This window comes from Streptomyces sp. NPDC033177, assembly GCF_055577715.1.
Window position 1 is genome coordinate 156,766 of sequence record NZ_JBVIPS010000004.1, and the last position, 15,273, is coordinate 172,038.

The 15,273-nt window shown below is 70.3% G+C and carries 15 protein-coding genes; 9 read left to right on the forward strand and 6 right to left on the reverse strand.

Annotated features, from left to right (window positions below; translation table 11 throughout):
• The first annotated feature begins 65 nt into the window (after nt 1–65).
• Together ACZ5U5_RS15490 and ACZ5U5_RS15495 are read left to right on the forward strand one after the other, a co-directional pair.
• Nucleotides 66–713, forward strand: a complete 648-nt coding sequence (locus ACZ5U5_RS15490; protein WP_469021299.1) for a DUF1707 SHOCT-like domain-containing protein — start codon at nt 66–68, stop codon at nt 711–713.
• Nucleotides 714–848: 135 nt separating this feature from the next.
• Nucleotides 849–1,232, forward strand: a complete 384-nt coding sequence (locus ACZ5U5_RS15495; RefSeq protein ID WP_469021301.1) for a winged helix-turn-helix transcriptional regulator — start codon at nt 849–851, stop codon at nt 1,230–1,232.
• 769 nt (nt 1,233–2,001) lie between these two features.
• On the opposite strand, the gene ACZ5U5_RS15500 is transcribed toward ACZ5U5_RS15495, so the two are convergent.
• Complete coding sequence (locus ACZ5U5_RS15500) at nt 2,002–2,625, reverse strand: hypothetical protein (protein ID WP_469022438.1); 624 nt, start codon at nt 2,623–2,625, stop codon at nt 2,002–2,004.
• A 321-nt stretch (nt 2,626–2,946) separates the two neighbouring features.
• Between ACZ5U5_RS15500 and ACZ5U5_RS15505 the strand changes: the two genes are divergently transcribed.
• Entirely contained in the window at nt 2,947–3,441 is a 495-nt protein-coding gene (locus tag ACZ5U5_RS15505) for a hypothetical protein (protein WP_469021303.1), read from the forward strand.
• A 258-nt stretch (nt 3,442–3,699) separates the two neighbouring features.
• Here ACZ5U5_RS15505 and ACZ5U5_RS15510 read toward each other — a convergent pair whose 3' ends face one another.
• Nucleotides 3,700–4,692 (reverse strand): MerR family transcriptional regulator, encoded by a 993-nt coding sequence (locus ACZ5U5_RS15510; RefSeq protein WP_469021306.1) that lies wholly within the window; start codon nt 4,690–4,692, stop codon nt 3,700–3,702.
• 177 nt (nt 4,693–4,869) lie between these two features.
• Between ACZ5U5_RS15510 and ACZ5U5_RS15515 the strand changes: the two genes are divergently transcribed.
• From ACZ5U5_RS15515 to ACZ5U5_RS15540, 6 genes are all read left to right on the forward strand, one after another.
• Entirely contained in the window at nt 4,870–5,487 is a 618-nt protein-coding gene (locus tag ACZ5U5_RS15515) for a sigma-70 family RNA polymerase sigma factor (protein WP_469021309.1), read from the forward strand.
• A 116-nt stretch (nt 5,488–5,603) separates the two neighbouring features.
• Complete coding sequence (locus tag ACZ5U5_RS15520) at nt 5,604–6,104, forward strand: hypothetical protein (protein ID WP_469021312.1); 501 nt, start codon at nt 5,604–5,606, stop codon at nt 6,102–6,104.
• A gap of 141 nt (nt 6,105–6,245) precedes the next feature.
• The gene (locus tag ACZ5U5_RS15525; protein WP_469021315.1) at nt 6,246–7,511 is read left to right on the forward strand and encodes a lycopene cyclase family protein; all 1,266 of its coding nucleotides are present in this window, start codon (nt 6,246–6,248) and stop codon (nt 7,509–7,511) included.
• A complete protein-coding gene (locus ACZ5U5_RS15530) occupies nt 7,508–8,227 on the forward strand; it encodes a class I SAM-dependent methyltransferase (protein WP_469021318.1) in 720 nt (239 codons plus the stop codon). The genes ACZ5U5_RS15525 and ACZ5U5_RS15530 overlap by 4 nt, the downstream gene beginning before the upstream one ends.
• A complete protein-coding gene (locus ACZ5U5_RS15535; RefSeq protein WP_469021321.1) occupies nt 8,224–9,789 on the forward strand; it encodes an FAD-dependent oxidoreductase in 1,566 nt (521 codons plus the stop codon). Before ACZ5U5_RS15530 ends, ACZ5U5_RS15535 begins: the two co-directional genes overlap by 4 nt.
• Nucleotides 9,790–9,801: 12 nt before the next feature.
• Complete coding sequence (locus ACZ5U5_RS15540) at nt 9,802–10,143, forward strand: hypothetical protein (RefSeq protein WP_469021323.1); 342 nt, start codon at nt 9,802–9,804, stop codon at nt 10,141–10,143.
• 66 nt (nt 10,144–10,209) lie between these two features.
• Here the strand turns inward: ACZ5U5_RS15540 and ACZ5U5_RS15545 are convergent, their stop codons facing one another.
• From ACZ5U5_RS15545 to ACZ5U5_RS15560, 4 genes are read right to left on the reverse strand one after another with little or no spacing between them, the layout of a single operon-like run.
• Nucleotides 10,210–11,247 carry a DUF5914 domain-containing protein gene (locus ACZ5U5_RS15545; RefSeq protein WP_469021326.1) on the reverse strand — a complete coding sequence of 346 codons (1,038 nt, stop codon included), beginning with the start codon at nt 11,245–11,247 and terminating at the stop codon, nt 10,210–10,212.
• On the reverse strand, nt 11,244–12,299 hold the full coding sequence (locus ACZ5U5_RS15550) for a phytoene/squalene synthase family protein (RefSeq protein WP_469021328.1): 1,056 nt from the start codon (nt 12,297–12,299) through the stop codon (nt 11,244–11,246). The genes ACZ5U5_RS15545 and ACZ5U5_RS15550 overlap by 4 nt, the downstream gene beginning before the upstream one ends.
• Nucleotides 12,296–13,831, reverse strand: a complete 1,536-nt coding sequence (locus ACZ5U5_RS15555; protein WP_469021330.1) for a phytoene desaturase — start codon at nt 13,829–13,831, stop codon at nt 12,296–12,298. Before ACZ5U5_RS15555 ends, ACZ5U5_RS15550 begins: the two co-directional genes overlap by 4 nt.
• Nucleotides 13,828–15,189, reverse strand: a complete 1,362-nt coding sequence (locus ACZ5U5_RS15560) for a polyprenyl synthetase family protein (protein WP_469021333.1) — start codon at nt 15,187–15,189, stop codon at nt 13,828–13,830. Before ACZ5U5_RS15560 ends, ACZ5U5_RS15555 begins: the two co-directional genes overlap by 4 nt.
• Nucleotides 15,190–15,273: the final 84 nt, after the last annotated feature.

Here is a 15,273-nt window from a genome sequence, read left to right on the forward strand (position 1 = left end):
CTTACGCGCGCGGCGCTCCCTGCGTCGCGCGGAGCGCTCGACAGGACCAAGACCAGGACGGATGCATGTCGGGAGAGAATGCGCCCATCGGAAAGCACGCTGGCCCCCGCTCGTCGCCCGAGATGCGGGCCTCTCATGCGGACCGGGACCGGGTGGTCGACGTGCTGCGTGTCGCGGCGGGGGACGGCCTCCTGACCGCGGAGGAGTTGGACGAGCGCCTGGGAACTGCTCTGTCGGCGCGGACTCTGGGTGAACTGGCCGCGCTCACCACCGACCTGCCGCCCGTATCGGGTACGGCTGCGGCTGAGGCTGAGGTCAAGGACGTCGTCCGTATCGAGCAGATTCACAGCGGTGCGGTGGAGCGCCGGGGGCGCTGGGTGGTGCCGCGGCGGCTGGAGCTCGCGGTGATCTGGTGCGACGTGACGCTCGACTTCACCGAGGCCGTGATCGCTCAGGACACCCTTCGGGTCGACGTGGCCATGGCGGGGAAGGGGCTGACACTGATCACAGGGCCGGGCATCGAGGTCGATGCCGACGGCCTGACCCTGGTGCACTGCAAGCTGGTGGACCACGGCACGCGGACGCCCCCGGGCGTGCCGACCAAGTTGCGCGTGGAGCTGGTCGGTCAGAAAGCGCACGGCCGTGTGGTGGTGCGGCCCCCGCGCCGGACGTTCGGGCAGTGGTTGTTGCGCCGGCCCGTGTTCTTGGGCTGAGCGATGCTCCGTCGTTGGGGGTGGGTCTCGCCCCATCCCTCACATGCACATGCTCTCTTGTGGTTACTGAGGAACCGTAGGAGAGTGGCGGGCGTCGATGTGGATGAACGCACTTCTCGGTGACTGGGGGACCCCATGGGGACCAAGCAGCAACTCAAGGGCCTGCCCGAGGACGCCGACCTGAGGCGCGCGGACTCGTTGGCGCGGGAGATCTTCTCGGACGTCGCCAACAAATGGGCGCTCCTGATCATCGAGGCGCTGGGCGAACGCACCCTGCGCTTCAGTGAGTTGCGCAACGAGGTCGAGGGCGTCAGCCACAAGATGCTCACCCAGAACCTGCGCATGCTGGAGCGCAACGGACTGGTCAGCCGGAAGGTGTACGCCACCGTGCCGCCGCGGGTCGAGTACACCCTCACCGAGCCGGGCCGCGCACTGCGCGCCGCGGTCGACGCACTCTGCGGCTGGACCCATCAGTATCTCGGCCACATCGAGGACGCGCGCCATCGCTTCGGCGACTGACGGACACGCACCTCCCTGCCGTGCCCAACAGGCGGCGCCTGACGGCTCATTGGCCCAGGCTGCCCCGGCACAACGCCACCGTGGCCGGGTCCGTGACACCCTCGGCCATCTCGCACACGATTTTGCCGTCGTAGGTCTTTTGTGGCCGCGGGGGACGGGGCGCCACCCGATGGGGGCGCCGCTCGGGTCGTTGTGCCACGGGCCGGGGCGGCGGCGACGCCCGCTGAACCGGCGTGCGGTGAGCGGCTGGTGACGGGGGCTCACGGTCGACGGCTGGTGCCTGGCGGCGCGGGGTCGGCTCCGCGCGATTCTTTCCCTCCTCGCTCTTCGGCCTGCCCGCGCTGCTCCTCACCAGCGCGTCACGGGCCGAGGGCTGGGTGGCGGGCGCGCGAACCTCCCGCGAAGCGGGCGCCTGGCCACCCGCGGGCTTCAATGACGGAGCGAGCCCCGGCTTCACGGAGGTGCACCCCGCGGTACTCAGCAGGACCAGGACGACGAGCATGACGAGGGGGCGGCGCATCGGGCCACTGTCCCGCGGCAGCAAGTCCGCGCGCAGCCGCCTGCGGCCGAACCACCGGAGTGAGTGACGCCTGAGGGGATCAGGTCGGACTGGTTGACATGTGCGGACGAGTCTCCCGGCCTCCTCGCGCGTGGACCCGGCGACGGCTCGCGGAAGCATGCGGTGCGCGCACCCAACTCGGTGAGGTGCGTGGCGTGTTGGCGTGCTTACCAATGTCGGGGCCCCAGCCGTGATCCCTGGAGCCCCCGCTCAGTCCTCCGAACCGGTCTCCGTCGCTTCGCGTGCCGCGGCGAGGGCTCGCTGCCTGACTTCGCCGAACAACTGGATCATGGTGGCGGCCAGGACGTCATCCCTGCCGATGGTCCGCCTGTCTCTTGTGCGGGTGGGCAGGGCTGGGACGGGCTCGGGGACGGACTCCGGCACGGACGGGCGCGGGTCAGCCGGTTCGCCCGGCAGCGTCAGGGTGACAGTGCCGAACCGTTTGATCCCGCCCTCCCGCGCGACCAAGGCCGCATCCCGGGCGAGGTCCGTCAGGAACACGCTCGCGAGCCCGTCCAAATCACTGAGCATCGCCGGGACAGCTGCCGTACCCCGGTGAGGCAGCAGCTTCCTGATCCCGGCCTCGAACCTGTGGGCGCCCACCATGGCACTGGGCTTGCGGGACCTGCTGCGCCTGGGGGCGTGTACGACGACACCCTCGGCGTCGCACACCACACCGGTCAGCCCCTTGAACGTAGGGCTGTGGCGGTACCAGATTTCTCCCACCTCCAGCTCGATGTCCCGGCCGATGGCTGTCACAAGGTCCTTGGGAAGCAGCTTCTTTCGGGCCTCCTCCGCCGCTGCTCGCTGCGCGCCGTCAACGATGCCCGTCAGTACTGCTCCTTGCTGTCGGTAGGCATCGGGGCCCGCTTCGCCGCGCGGGCCCGCTCTCTTGCGTCATCCTCCGTCGATGCCGCGCGCGATCACAGGGCTGACGGGCACCGGCCCAGATCCACCACCGTATGTCGTGCATCAGTTGGCGCCGATCCACTCCTGCGGACAACACAGCCGCAAAACCGTGCAACAACGCTGCTATCGGGTCGAGTTCCGCCCACCTCGGCCACGATTCGGCTGACCGATAGGCTGATCTTCATGGAGACCGAGAGGGCCGGGGAGTCGGCGGGAGTGACGTGTCCCGGGTGTGGCGGTGTTGACGTGCGCACCGTTGAGGAGGCGCGCGGCGGCAAGGGCGCGATGCGTGAGGACCTGAACGGTCGGCTGGAACCGGGGCCGAACAAGACCGGCGACGGATGCCTGCACTTCGTCGAAGGCATGGTGCTGACCGGCATGGGCGTCGCGCTCGCTTACACGGGCGTTGAGCAGGACAAGCCGCTGTACACGGTCGGGGGTGTCGTCCTCGCGTTGATCTGCTTCTTCGGCACCTTCGCGGTCGTGCGCGGCGACGGGCGTGAGAAATCCGCCGCGGAGGCAGGCGAAGTTCGCGCGGAACGCCTGTGGAAGCCCGCGCGGTACTGCTACGGCTGCACCTCGGTGTTCTGCCCCGGCGGCACTCCGTGGCAGGGAGTGCTCACCCCGGAGCAGTTCAAGAAGCTGGTGTGGACCGAGGCGGGTTACGCCGATCAACTCCAGCCGGGAGACAAGGCGAAGGACGCGGAGCTGCCTGCGGACGTGCTGCAGGAACGGTCGTAGGGGCCTGGCAGGTGGCAGGTCCGACTGAACGCATGAGCGTCAACGCATGAGCGTCAGGTGGGCACTTACGGACGCACGGGATGGGGGGCTTGTGGAGCGATCACCACTCTCCCTTGTGGCGCCCGTGCCAGCATCACGTCGAGGTCGGCCGCGGCCCCCACATCGGCAGCCGCGGGGTAGAGAAGTGCGGGAAGGACCCTCTCGCCCTCGCGGGTCGGACCTGCGGGGGGGGGACTCTCACAACGCGCGGCTCGCAACTCACAGGTCGCCGAGAGCGAGGAGTGAGGTGACGGCGTCGCTGAGTCGGTGGGGGCGCAGGGTGCCCGCGAGGTGTGGTCCTGCCCAGCCGGGGCCGGCCACCATGACGGCTGATTGCGTACGAGCTCCGGGAACGCCCCACTGCAGCGAGCCGAAATGCTGGGCAAGAGGGCGGCTGGCGGTGCCGTAGGACTGCGCCCACAGCACGACCGCGGCGGGACCGAGCCGGCGTACGGCTTGGTCGAGCGCCTCGGCCGGCACCGAGGATCCGAACATGCTCACCGGAACGCCACGTTCCGACAGTGCCGCCGCGAGGGCTTCCAGCGGCAGGGTGTGCGCCTCGCCCGGCACGCAAGCGAGGAGTATGGGCGAGATCGAGGCCCCGGCCTCGCGCTGCATCGCTCCGTAAGGTTTCGTCACGCGCCGCAAAGCCGTCGACACATGCCACGACAGCAGATGCTCGACCTCGACATAACGCTCGCCGGACGTCTCCCACTTACGGCCGACCGCATGCAGGGCAGGCATGATCACCTCGTCCCACGCGGGGATCAGCCCCAACTGCGAGACGGCCGTACTGAGCAGGCTCTCGATGGCGGGGGAGTCGAGCCTCAGCGCCGCACGGCTCAGCCCGCGCAGGTGCTGCCGGGCCTGGCCGGGCAGGGCAGGCCGCTCGAGCGGTGAGGGTCGACCACTCGGTTCAGGGGTCAAGGATTCCGGCCGGCTGGAAGGAGCTACGGAGGTCGCCAGGGCGGCCCGAGCAGCTTCGGAGGGTGGCACTCCCGCACTGGTGAGCCGGCACATGTGCTCCAGGACCGCTATGTCCTCACGCGTCCACCGACGATGGCGCCCGCTCTGGTGGCCGGCGGGGCCGACGCCGTAGCGCTGGCCCCACGAACGCAGCGTCGTCGGCGCAACGCCGAATCGTCTGGCGACAGCTCCGGTGCTCAGACCCGCCACGGCCAGTAGGGGGCGCTGTAGCTCGGCTTCCGTCATTGGTTCACCGTACGACGCAAGACCGACGCATGTTGCACGGCCCAGCGCGTGATCGCGAGTCTTGGCCCATCACAGCGCGCAAGACGCTTGGTGGAACTGGCTGCGTGAGCCCGCGCAGCCCCGCCGAGGCGACTGGACCGAGCTCACCGGGCCGTCAGGTCCGGCAGGAGGAAACCCATGGCGGTGAACGCGGCACTCGTTCCCACAGCGGTCCCATCGCATGTGCCGGCCGAGGAGAGCCAGGACGCCGAGGAGATCGCGGCCGGGTTCGTCCGTGGCGACGAACGCTGCGTCGCAGCGCTCTATCAGCGCTGGGGCGCCCTGGTGCACACGCTCGCCGCGCGTGCTCTGGGCGATGCCCGTGAGGCGGAAGACGTCACGCAGCAGGTCTTCATCGCCGCATGGCGCGGCCGGGCGAGCTACCGGCCCGACCGAGGGCCTCTCTCGGCATGGCTCGTAGGCATCACCCGCCGGAGAACGGCGGATGCGCTGACGGCTCGCACCCGCCGTCTCGCGCTCGCCACGGCCGCAGGTGTGCAGGGTGGGACCGGCATGCTTCCGACGCACGATCACCCGGAAGCCGCGCTGGACAGGGTGCTCATCGTGCAGGAACTCGGCAAACTGCCGCCGGTGCAGCGGCTCATGCTGGGCCTGGCGTTCTACCACGACCTCACCCAGCTGCAGATCGCCCAGCACACGGGCCTTCCCCTGGGCACCGTCAAGAGCCACATCCGTAGGGGCCTGCATCGGCTGAGGCACACCCTCGAAGGCGAAGAGGGCCCGGTGGACGGCTAGCACCCGCTTTCAGGTTCGTTTCCGCATCCGGCAGTGTGCCCTCGCGAGAAGTAGTCCGAGATCTGAGGCGCCGGGCGATGCGGGCGACATTGGCGAGGCGAGCGAGGTGGGCGACCGTGAAGCATGTTGACTCATCGGATCTCGCTGAACTCGCTCTCACCAAGGCCGATGCGGCGCCATCTGGGCCCGTCGGCGCCCACCTTCGCCAGTGCGGCACATGCCGCGCGCATCTCGATGCGTTGCGCCGGGTCGTCGATGCGGCGCGGTCCGTTTCCCCTGCCGACGTACCGGCGCCGCCACCGCGACGTGTCTGGCAGGCGATCTCCGCGGAGTTGACCGACGACCTGGGCGGCGCCTCGCAGCCGCGCCCGCCGAATGCCGCCGCTATGCAGGCCACCGTACGGCGGGAGCCGACCGGACACGTCACTTCGGACCGCAACGCCGGACGCAGGTCCGTGCTGCTGCTCGCGGCGTGCTGTCTGCTTGTCGGCGGGGCGCTGGGCATCGCCGCCACCCAATGGCAGGTGCAGACGCAGGCGCAGGTCCGGCAGGACAGCAGCGGAACTGCCCGCTCGGGGACCTGTCCGGCTATCCGGGGGCGGCGGTTGGGGTGGTGAGGTGCCGGTCGGCTGTCGGACGACGCACCGAGGGGTGGCTTTCGTACTTTCGTAAGTACCCATGTCTGTGCATCCAACGGCTCCCTTCGTAGGGAATGCTGGCTGCAAGGGCCGACGCACGGGCAATGTACGAGGGACGGCATGGACGACGCGGAGATCGCCATCGTGGGCGCCGGTGCGGCCGGGCTGTCCCTGGCCTATCGGCTCTGCGCCAGCCCTCCTGCGGGCACCAGTCCTCCTGCGGGCACCACCCCTGTCGCCCCTACCAAGCCTTCGATCGTTCTTATTGATGCCCCGCGCGGCCCGGCGAGGCCGCCCGAGCGGACCTGGTGTTTCTGGGAAGGGAGCGAGGGTGAGTTCGACGCGTCGCTGTCCGGCGTGTGGGACACCCTGCGAGTGCGCGCCCCCGACGGAACATCCGTGATCGGTTCTCCGGCGCCGCTGCGCTACAAGATGCTCCGCTCCAGCTCTTTCGAGGAACTGGTCGTGGCGCGACTCGACGGAGACGCTCGGGTGCGGCGCGTGGAGGCCGAGGTCAAGGAGGTGCGTGACCTGGCGCAGGGAGCAGAGGTACGCGGAACCACGCCGCAGGGCGAGGCGTTGGCCTTGCGTGCCCGGTGGGTGTTCGACTCCCGCCCGCTCACGGCGTTGCCGCCCGCAAGGACCACGTTGCTGCAGCATTTCCGCGGCTGGTTCATCCGCACGGACCGGCCCGCCTTCGAGCCCGGCCTGGCGGACCTGATGGACTTTCGCACACCACAGCCCGCGCACGGCCTCTCCTTCGCGTACGTGCTGCCCACGACTCCGTACGACGCCTTGGTCGAGTACACGGAATTCTCCCGTGCCGTGCTTGAGGAGCGTGCCTACGACGAGGCGCTGCGCCTGCACGTGACGAAGCGACTCGGCCTGGAACGCTACGAGGTCAGGCGTGCCGAGCAGGGGGTCATCCCCATGACCGACGCGCGCTTTCCCCGCCGCTCCGGCCGGTCGGTCTTCCGTATCGGCACGGCCGGCGGGGCGACACGCCCGTCCACCGGCTACACCTTCGCGGCGGTGCAGCGACAGACCTCCGCCATCGCGGCCGCCTACCACCTCGGGCGTACGCCTGAGCCCCCGCCCGTCCACGCGCGGCGCTCGCTGGCCATGGACTCCGTCATGCTCCGGGCCCTGGACACCGGACGCGTGGACGGAGCCGCGTTTTTCGCCGGACTGTTCGGCAAGGTGCCCATGCAACGGCTGCTGCGCTTTCTCGACGGACGTACGCGCTGGGACGAGGACTTCAGGATCGGTCTGCGTACGCCTGTCCTGCCCATGCTGCGTACGGTCGCGGAGCTGCCGTGGCTGCCCCGGCACCACAGGCAGGCCATCAGTCAAGCCAGGCACGAACCGAAGGAGAAGCCGAGATGACGCTGCTGCGCGACGACGAACTGTCCGCCGCGTTCGATCACGCCGCTCACACCTACGACCGGCTGGTGTCCGCCAATCCCGGCTACCACGCCCATCTGCGACGCTCCGCCCGACGCCTGGGTCTGGCGGACGAAGGCGCGGGACTGCGCGTGCTCGACCTGGGATGCGGCACCGGCGCGTCGACCGCCGCCCTCCTCCACGCGGCACCGCGAGCCGAGATCATTGCGGTGGACGCCTCGCAGGGCATGCTGGACCGGGCCGCGGCCAAGCCGTGGCCCCCTGGCGTGCGCTTCGTTCATGCGCCGGCCGAGCAGCTTGCCCGGGCCGGGGTCGAGGGCCCCTTCGACGCGATCTTCGCGGCCTACCTGTTCCGCAATCTCGACGACCCGGATGCCGTACTGACCGCCATGCGTCAACTCCTCGCTCCGAATGGCCGGTTGGGCGTGCACGAGTACACGCTCAGTGGCCGGGCGCTGGACCGCGCGGTGTGGACCGCCGTGTGCAAGGGCGTGGTTCTTCCTGCCGGCACGGTGGCCGGCGACCGTCGCCTCTACCGGCACCTGTTTCGCAGCGTCGTCGATTTCGACACGGCGGCCGCATTCGCCGCACGGGTACGGCGAGCGGGCTTCCGCCAGGTGCGGGTGCTGCCGATGCCGGGCTGGCAGACGGGCATCGTGCACACCGTGGTCGCTGCGGCCTCGGGCGCCGCGCGATGAGCGGACGCGGTGCGGTGCACAGCGGCGCGAGGCGTCACGGGCGTGATCGGCGCGCCCGTGTGGTGCCGGGCCCGACGGGGGTGGCGCGTGTCAGTGGTGAGGCTCGCGGCGTTGCGGTCATCGGTGGGGGCATCGCCGGTCTTGCCGCGGCAACAGCTTTGGCGGAGCGGGGCGTTGAGGTGACGCTCTACGAGCGGGACGAGCAGCTGGGGGGCCGGCTCGCGGGATGGTCCACGGAACTGGCGGACGGTTCCAAGGTCACGATGAGCCGTGGATTTCATGCCTTCTTCCGCCAGTACTACAACCTGCGCGGGCTCTTGCGTCGTGCCGACCCCGCCCTGAGCATGCTCCGGGGCCTGCCCGACTATCCGCTGCGACACAGCGGCGGCATGCAGGACAGCTTCGCGCAGGTTCCGCGCACCCCGCCCTGGAGCGCGCTCGGTTTCGTGGCCCTGAGCCCCACCTTCGGCTGGCGTGACCTGACCCGGATGAGTCCGCGCTCCGCGCTGCCGCTGCTCGATGTACGCGTGCCCGACGTCTACCGGCGCTTCGACCACATCAGCGCATGGGATCTGCTGGAACGCATCCAATTCCCCCAGGCAGCGCATCACTTGGCCTTCGAGGTGTTCTCTCGCAGCTTCTTCGCCGACCCGCGGAAACTGTCGGCGGCCGAACTTGCCCTGATGTTCCACATCTACTTCCTCGGCTCCAGCGAGGGTCTGCTGTTCGACGTGCCCCGGGCACCTTTCCCGGCCGCCTTGTGGGAACCGCTGGCCCGGTATCTGGCCGGTCACCAGGCCGACATCCGTACCGGCCAAGGTGTCGAGAGCATTGAGCCCGCGTGCCAGGGCGGCTTTCATGTCATCACGCCGGACGGGCGCAAGCGCCATGACGCCGTCGTCCTGGCCCTGGACATCAAGGGTCTGCAACAGGTGGTGGAACAGTCGCCGCTGCTCGTCGACCGCGACTGGCGTACGAGGGTCATGGGCCTGCGCACCGCGCCGCCCTTCCTCGTCTCCCGGCTGTGGCTCGACCGGCGGCCGGCGCCCGAGCGCCCCGGCTTTCTGGGCACCAGCGGATACGGGTCACTGGACAACGTCAGTGTCCTTGAGCGCTGGGAGAACGAGGCGGCCGACTGGTCGGCCCGTACGGGTGGCTCGGTCATCGAACTGCACGCCTACGCGGTCCATCCAGGAGCGGACCGGGCAGCGGAACAGCGCAATCTGCTGGCCCAGTTGTATCGGGTCTACCCGGAGACTCGTGATGCCAAGATCGTCGACGAACGGCATGAGTGGCGCGCCGATTGCCCGCTGTTCCCCGTCGGCGGATACCGGGACAGGCCCACGGTCCACACCTCGGACCCGGCCGTCACGCTGGCCGGCGACATCGTGCGCAGCGATCTGCCGGTCGCCTTGATGGAACGTGCGGCAACGACCGGCTTCCTCGCGGCGAACGCCCTGCTCGAACGCTGGGGCGTGGCCGGACAAACACTGTGGACCGTCCCGGACAAGGGCAGGACGATGGCGCTGAGGGCCCTCAACCAGGTGGCCGGTACGAGGTGAGAGGTGCAGATGGTGGCTCACACACCGGCTGAGCGCGTCCTGGCTCGCTCACACACCTCCGATGACGGCGCGACCCGGTTCCACGTCACCGACCTGACGGTGGACCACCACCCGGATCGCAGCATCACGTTGGCGTACCGGCTTGCCATCGAGCGGAAGGGGCACGCCGAGGAGTGCTGGGTGTTCACGCTGCCGTGGAGCGACCGGTCCTTTGTGGACGTGTTCACCTCGTCCGCCCCTGACCCCGAGCGTCTTCGCCAACTGGTGCAGCTGGTGCGTGGCCTCTTGGAAGAGTGGTGGGACACCAAGGGGCGGAACCGTCAGTTCGCGAAGATGGGGCGCCGATGCCCCTGATCTCCGTTCCCGGGCGGTGGCGGGTTTCCGTGTCCAGACTTCAGCGGCCGCCGTCAAACCCGGTGCTCAGCCCGGGAAGCGTCCGCTGCTTCGCAGTGCCCAGCGCCTCTCCGCGTATGCCATGTCGTCACGCCACAGTCGCCCGGCCGCCGCCCGCATGGCGGGGCGCAGCAGTGGTGTCAGGGACCTGGCGACCGCGAACCCCCGCCGGTCGGACGCGGCGATCACCGCTTCGAACACGGCCGTACGCGGTTGTCCCGCGGCGTCCGGTTCGAGAGGTGTGGCGTGGGTTTCCACGACGGAGCCCGCTCCCTCGCCCTGAGTGATGTGCATGACGACGGTGCGCGGTTCGGGAGCCGTGAAGACGGCCGTGACCGGTACCACCGCGCGTGCGGCAACCTTGAAGGACACCTCCACGGCGAAGCAGTCCTCGGCATCGCTCACCGGTCCGGTTCCGGGCTCGTTCACCACGCGGAGATCGACGAACGAGTAGGGGTGGAACCAGGCGCCGTGCCAGGGGTCCAGGCGATTGGCGATGATGTCTTCGGGTTCGCAGGCCCCGGTGACGGTGCAGACCGCCGACACACTTCCGGCCAGCCGCGGACGCTCGGGAATGACCGGCCGGTCCAGGGGCTGCTCACCGCCGACCGAGTCGAGGCGTACCCAGGCCAGGACCCCGTCGTCGTAGGCGGGGTAAGGCTGCCAGCCCGCGCGCGCCGATCCGTCGAGGGCCAGCCCGTGCCAGTGGCAGAAGAGGGTGCCGCATCGCACGACGCTGTCCTTCAGCGGCGCTCCGAGATGGGGGCAGGCGCCGGGGCCGGCCCGTAGAGCCCCCGCGGCGTCGCGCCACGCGACGACCTCGGTGCCGGCGATGGTCCGGCCCAGCGGTCGCTCGGCCGTGATGTTGCGGGCGTCGCCCAGCACGTACCAATTGCCGGACGGCCTGGCCTGGGCGCGCTTGAGCGCCTGCGCGATGACGGCCGGCTTCGCCTCGCGCCAGGTCGGCTGCTGCCGCTCCCAGGCCACGGGACGACGCCGCAGCCTCAGCGGATAGCGGCCGGTTCCGGAGAGGCGCCCGGTGCCGGAGAAGCGCCCGGAGCTCATACGGCCTCCTTCCTCGGCTGCCGCGTTCGTGTCTGCGCAGTGTGCGGCATGTTCTGGGGCGGCGATGAGACAGGCGACGCGTCAGGTGCGCCCGGGACTGGGACGGTGGAGCCCATGGAGCGGGCGCGCAGGCGAGCCGCGGCCAGGCGGGCCATGCCGTCACAGGCGACCACCGCCCTGCGGTGGTGGGGTACCACGGCACGTCGGTGCAGAACCGCGAACCCGTCGCGTGCGATGGCGTCGAGGATCGCGCCGTACAGCACGAAGGCGGTACGGATGCAGGGCCGGGACACGGGGTCGAGCAGCGGCAGGCCGGGCGCTGCCTCGCGGTAGACGTGCCGGGTGAGCGAGGCGGCGTCCCGCAGAGCCGCCGTGATGCGCCGGTCGTCGCGCCCGCTGTCCCTGCTCCAGCGCAGGAGGGCTCGGTCGACGCCGTGTGCGGCCAGCAGGTCCATGGGGAGGTAGATGCGTCCGCGGTCGAGGTCCTCTCCGACGTCCCTGAGGAAGTTGGTCAGTTGGAAGGCGACGCCGAGCGCGGCGGCGTGCGGGGCGGCCTCATCGCGGGGGACGACCGTGCCCAGGACGGGAAGCATCTGCAGGCCGATGACGGCTGCCGAGCCGTGCATGTAGTTCCGCAGGTCCGCGTAGCGCGGGTACTCGGTGACCTCCAGATCGAGTCGCATCGACGTCATGAAGTCCGTGAACAGCTCCGGGGCGATGGCATAGCGGGCGGCGGTGTCCGACAGGGCCGCCACCACCGGGTCAGTGCTCGTTCCCTTGCGCAGGCCGATCTCAAGGTCCTGTTGCAGGAGGTGCAGGGCCGAGGCGCGCTCACCCGCCGTGGCCGTGGAGTCGAGGTCGTCGACGATGTCGTCGGCCCAGCGGGCGAATCCGTACAGGGCGTGTACGGCGGGCCTGCGCTCGACGGGCAGCAGCCGCGTGGCCAGGAAGTACGTCTTGCCGTGCCGTGCGTTGAGTTGGCGGCAGTGGGTGTAGGCGGCGCGCAGGGCGGGGTCGGTGATGCCTGCGCTGTCGAGTTCCCGGGCGGTCATGGCGCGAGGCCCTTCGTGGTGGTCGGAGCCTGGATCCGGGCGGGTGCTGTCGGCCGTGGCCCGGTGACGCGTGCCGCGGCGAGCTTTCCCGAGATCAGGACGGTCGGTACGCCGACTCCCGGGGTCGTGCCGCAGCCCGCCAGGACGGCGTTCTCGACACCGCGTACGAGGTTACGTGGGCGGAAGGGGCCGGTCTGGGCGAAGGTGTGGGCGGCGGAGAACGGGGTGCCGGCCGCGTGTCCCTGCGCGGTCCAGTCCGCCGGTGTCACCAGGCACTCCTCTTCGATGGAGGAGGCCATGCCGTGCAACCCGCGTCGTTCAAGCTCGGCGAGGAGGCTGTCGCGATAGCGGGGCGTGAGGTCGCGCCATTGGTGGGCAGACGGGCCGATGCGGGTGTTGGGGCAGGGCGCCAGGATGTAGTGCAGATGGCGGCCTTCCGGAGCGAGCCCGGGGTCGGTGGCCGTGGGGCGGGTGATCAGCAGGGAGGGGTCGGACATCAGGCTGCCGGTGCGGGTCAGTTCGTGAAAGGTGCGCTTCCAGGCCGAGCCGAACGAGATGGTGTGGTGGGCCAGTTGGGGCCAGGTGCGGTCGGTGCCCGCGTGCAGGACCACCGCCGAGGGAGAGTGGCTCAGGCGCACGGGGCGGCGCGGCTGAGCACCGAGCAGGCGATAGGCGACCGGCAGATCCGGCGTCAGGACCACGGCGTCGCACGGGAACCGTTCCTGATCGGTGACCACGGCCGTGATCCGGCCCCCGCGGCGTTCGAGGCGCGTCACCTCCTGCCCGAAGTGCAGCTCGGCACCGGCGTCGGCGGCGGCCGCCGCCATGGCCCGCGGCAGGGCGTGCATCCCGCCCCGCGGAAAGTAGACGCCGGCGATGGTGTCCATGTACGCGATGACGGCGTACGCGGCCAGCGCTCGGGCCGGGGGCACACCCGCGTACAGCGCCTGGAAGGTGAAGACGCGGCGGAGCCGCTCGTCGGAGATGAACCGGCCGATGCGCGCGTCCAGGCGGCCGAAGCCGCCGAGTGCCGCCAGGCGGACCAGATCCGGTGTCAGCAGTCCCAGGGGAGAGTCGAAGTTGGTGTCGATGAACCGGCGCATCTGGGCCTTGTACAGATGATGCAGCCACGTACGCAGCCTGCGGTATCCGGCGGCCTCCCTGGCTCCGGCGAAGCGCTCGATCTCGGCTTCCATCGCCTCCGCCCGGGTGTGGACGTCCAGGCTGCTGCCGTCGGCGAACCGCGCCCGGTAGGCCGGGTGCAGCTCAAGCAGCTCCACACGGTCGCTGAGCCGGTCGCCGACCGCGGCGAACGCTTCGTCCGCCAGGTCGGGCATGGTCAGGACGGTGGGCCCGGTGTCCATCCGGTAGCCGCCGCGTTCGAGCAATCCGGCCCGCCCGCCGGGTTCCAGGTCTCGCTCGACCACGGTGACATGTCGTCCGGCGCCCAGGAGGTGCAGCGTGGCGGACAGGCCCGCCAGTCCCGCTCCGACGACCACCACATGATCGGTCGGCCCTTGCAGACGCCTCATTGCTTCCTCTCTTCACGAGCGACAGTGGCGACAGTGGGGGCAGCGGCGAGCAGGGGTTCCGAAACGCCGCTGACCAGGTAAAAGAGAGCCCGTAGCTGCGCCTCGGCCGCCTGGCGGGGGAGTGCGGCATCGGCCAGATGCCGCACGCTCTGCGCGGCGAGCCGCCGTACTCGGTTCTCGACCATGCCGCGGGCTCCGGTCGTCTCCAGCACGCTGCGTACGCGGTCCAGTTCGAGCCCTGTCGACTCGGCCCGGCCGCCGAGGACGGCATCGAGGACGGCGAGCGAGTCCTGGTCGGCCCCCGCCTCGGCGCGCTCCCGGGCAACGGCCATCAGATACGTCGCCTTGCCTTCGCGGATGTCGTCGCCCGCAGGCTTGCCCGTGTGGTCGGATTCCGCGTAGACGCCCAGCAGGTCGTCGCGCAGCTGGAAGGCGAGGCCCGCACAGCGGCCTGCCGCGCACAGCGCCCGCGTGGTCCGGCCGTCCGCACCGGCCAGCGCCGCACCGAAGGCCAGCGGCCGTTCCACCGAGTACAGGGCGCTTTTCAGCGTCGCCGTGCGGGCGGCCCGGGACAGGGAACGAGAACCGGTCGCCTGCCCGTGCAGGTCGAGGTACTGGCCCGCGACCATTTCCTCCCGCATGGCCTGCCACAGCGCACGGACGGCCTGTGCCGTGTCCGCGTCGAGCGCCGTGTCGGCCACCAGGTCGTCGGCCCAGGCCAGGGCCAGGTCGCCGACCAGGATGGCTGCGGATGTCCCGAACGGGGCGCCGGCCCCGCGGGCGGTGGTGTTGGTGTTGGTGTTGTAGCGGGCCTCAAGCTCGACATGGACGGCTTGTTGCCCCCGGCGCAGTAGCGAGCCATCCATCACGTCGTCATGCACCAACGCACAGGTCTGGATCAGCTCAAGGCCGACGCACAGGCGCAGCGCGGCCCGGATCCGGTCGGCATCGAGGGTCTCGGCGCACGCCCGCAGCCCCCACCAGAGGAAGCGCGGGCGCAGCCGCTTGCCACCGCTGGAGGTGAAGTGAGCGACGCGTCCGGCCACGTCCTTGGCGAAGGCGGGGTCGATTCTGCGGGCGGCCTCAAGACGTTCGGCCAGGACCTGCTCCAGGGTGCGGCCGACGGCCGCGGGAACATCTGCGTCGACGAGGGCCGAATCCTCAAGAACCTCTGGGGCTGCTGAAGCCTCCGGGACCTCAGGGATCTCGGGGACTCCGGGAATCTCCGGGGTCTGTGCCACCCCGGGGGATGGGCCTGGAGCCCGGCCGGATATCACCCGATCGTGCCCGTGGTCGTACGCGATCCGTGGATCGCCCAGGTCAGGGGCGAGGAATGCCTCCGTCCGGGCGCGGTGCATCGCACTTCCTCTCGTCGCATTCGATCGGCATGACGTCTCCTCCCCTTCCGTCCGCCTGCATCGGACGGATGCAGCTCACACGCA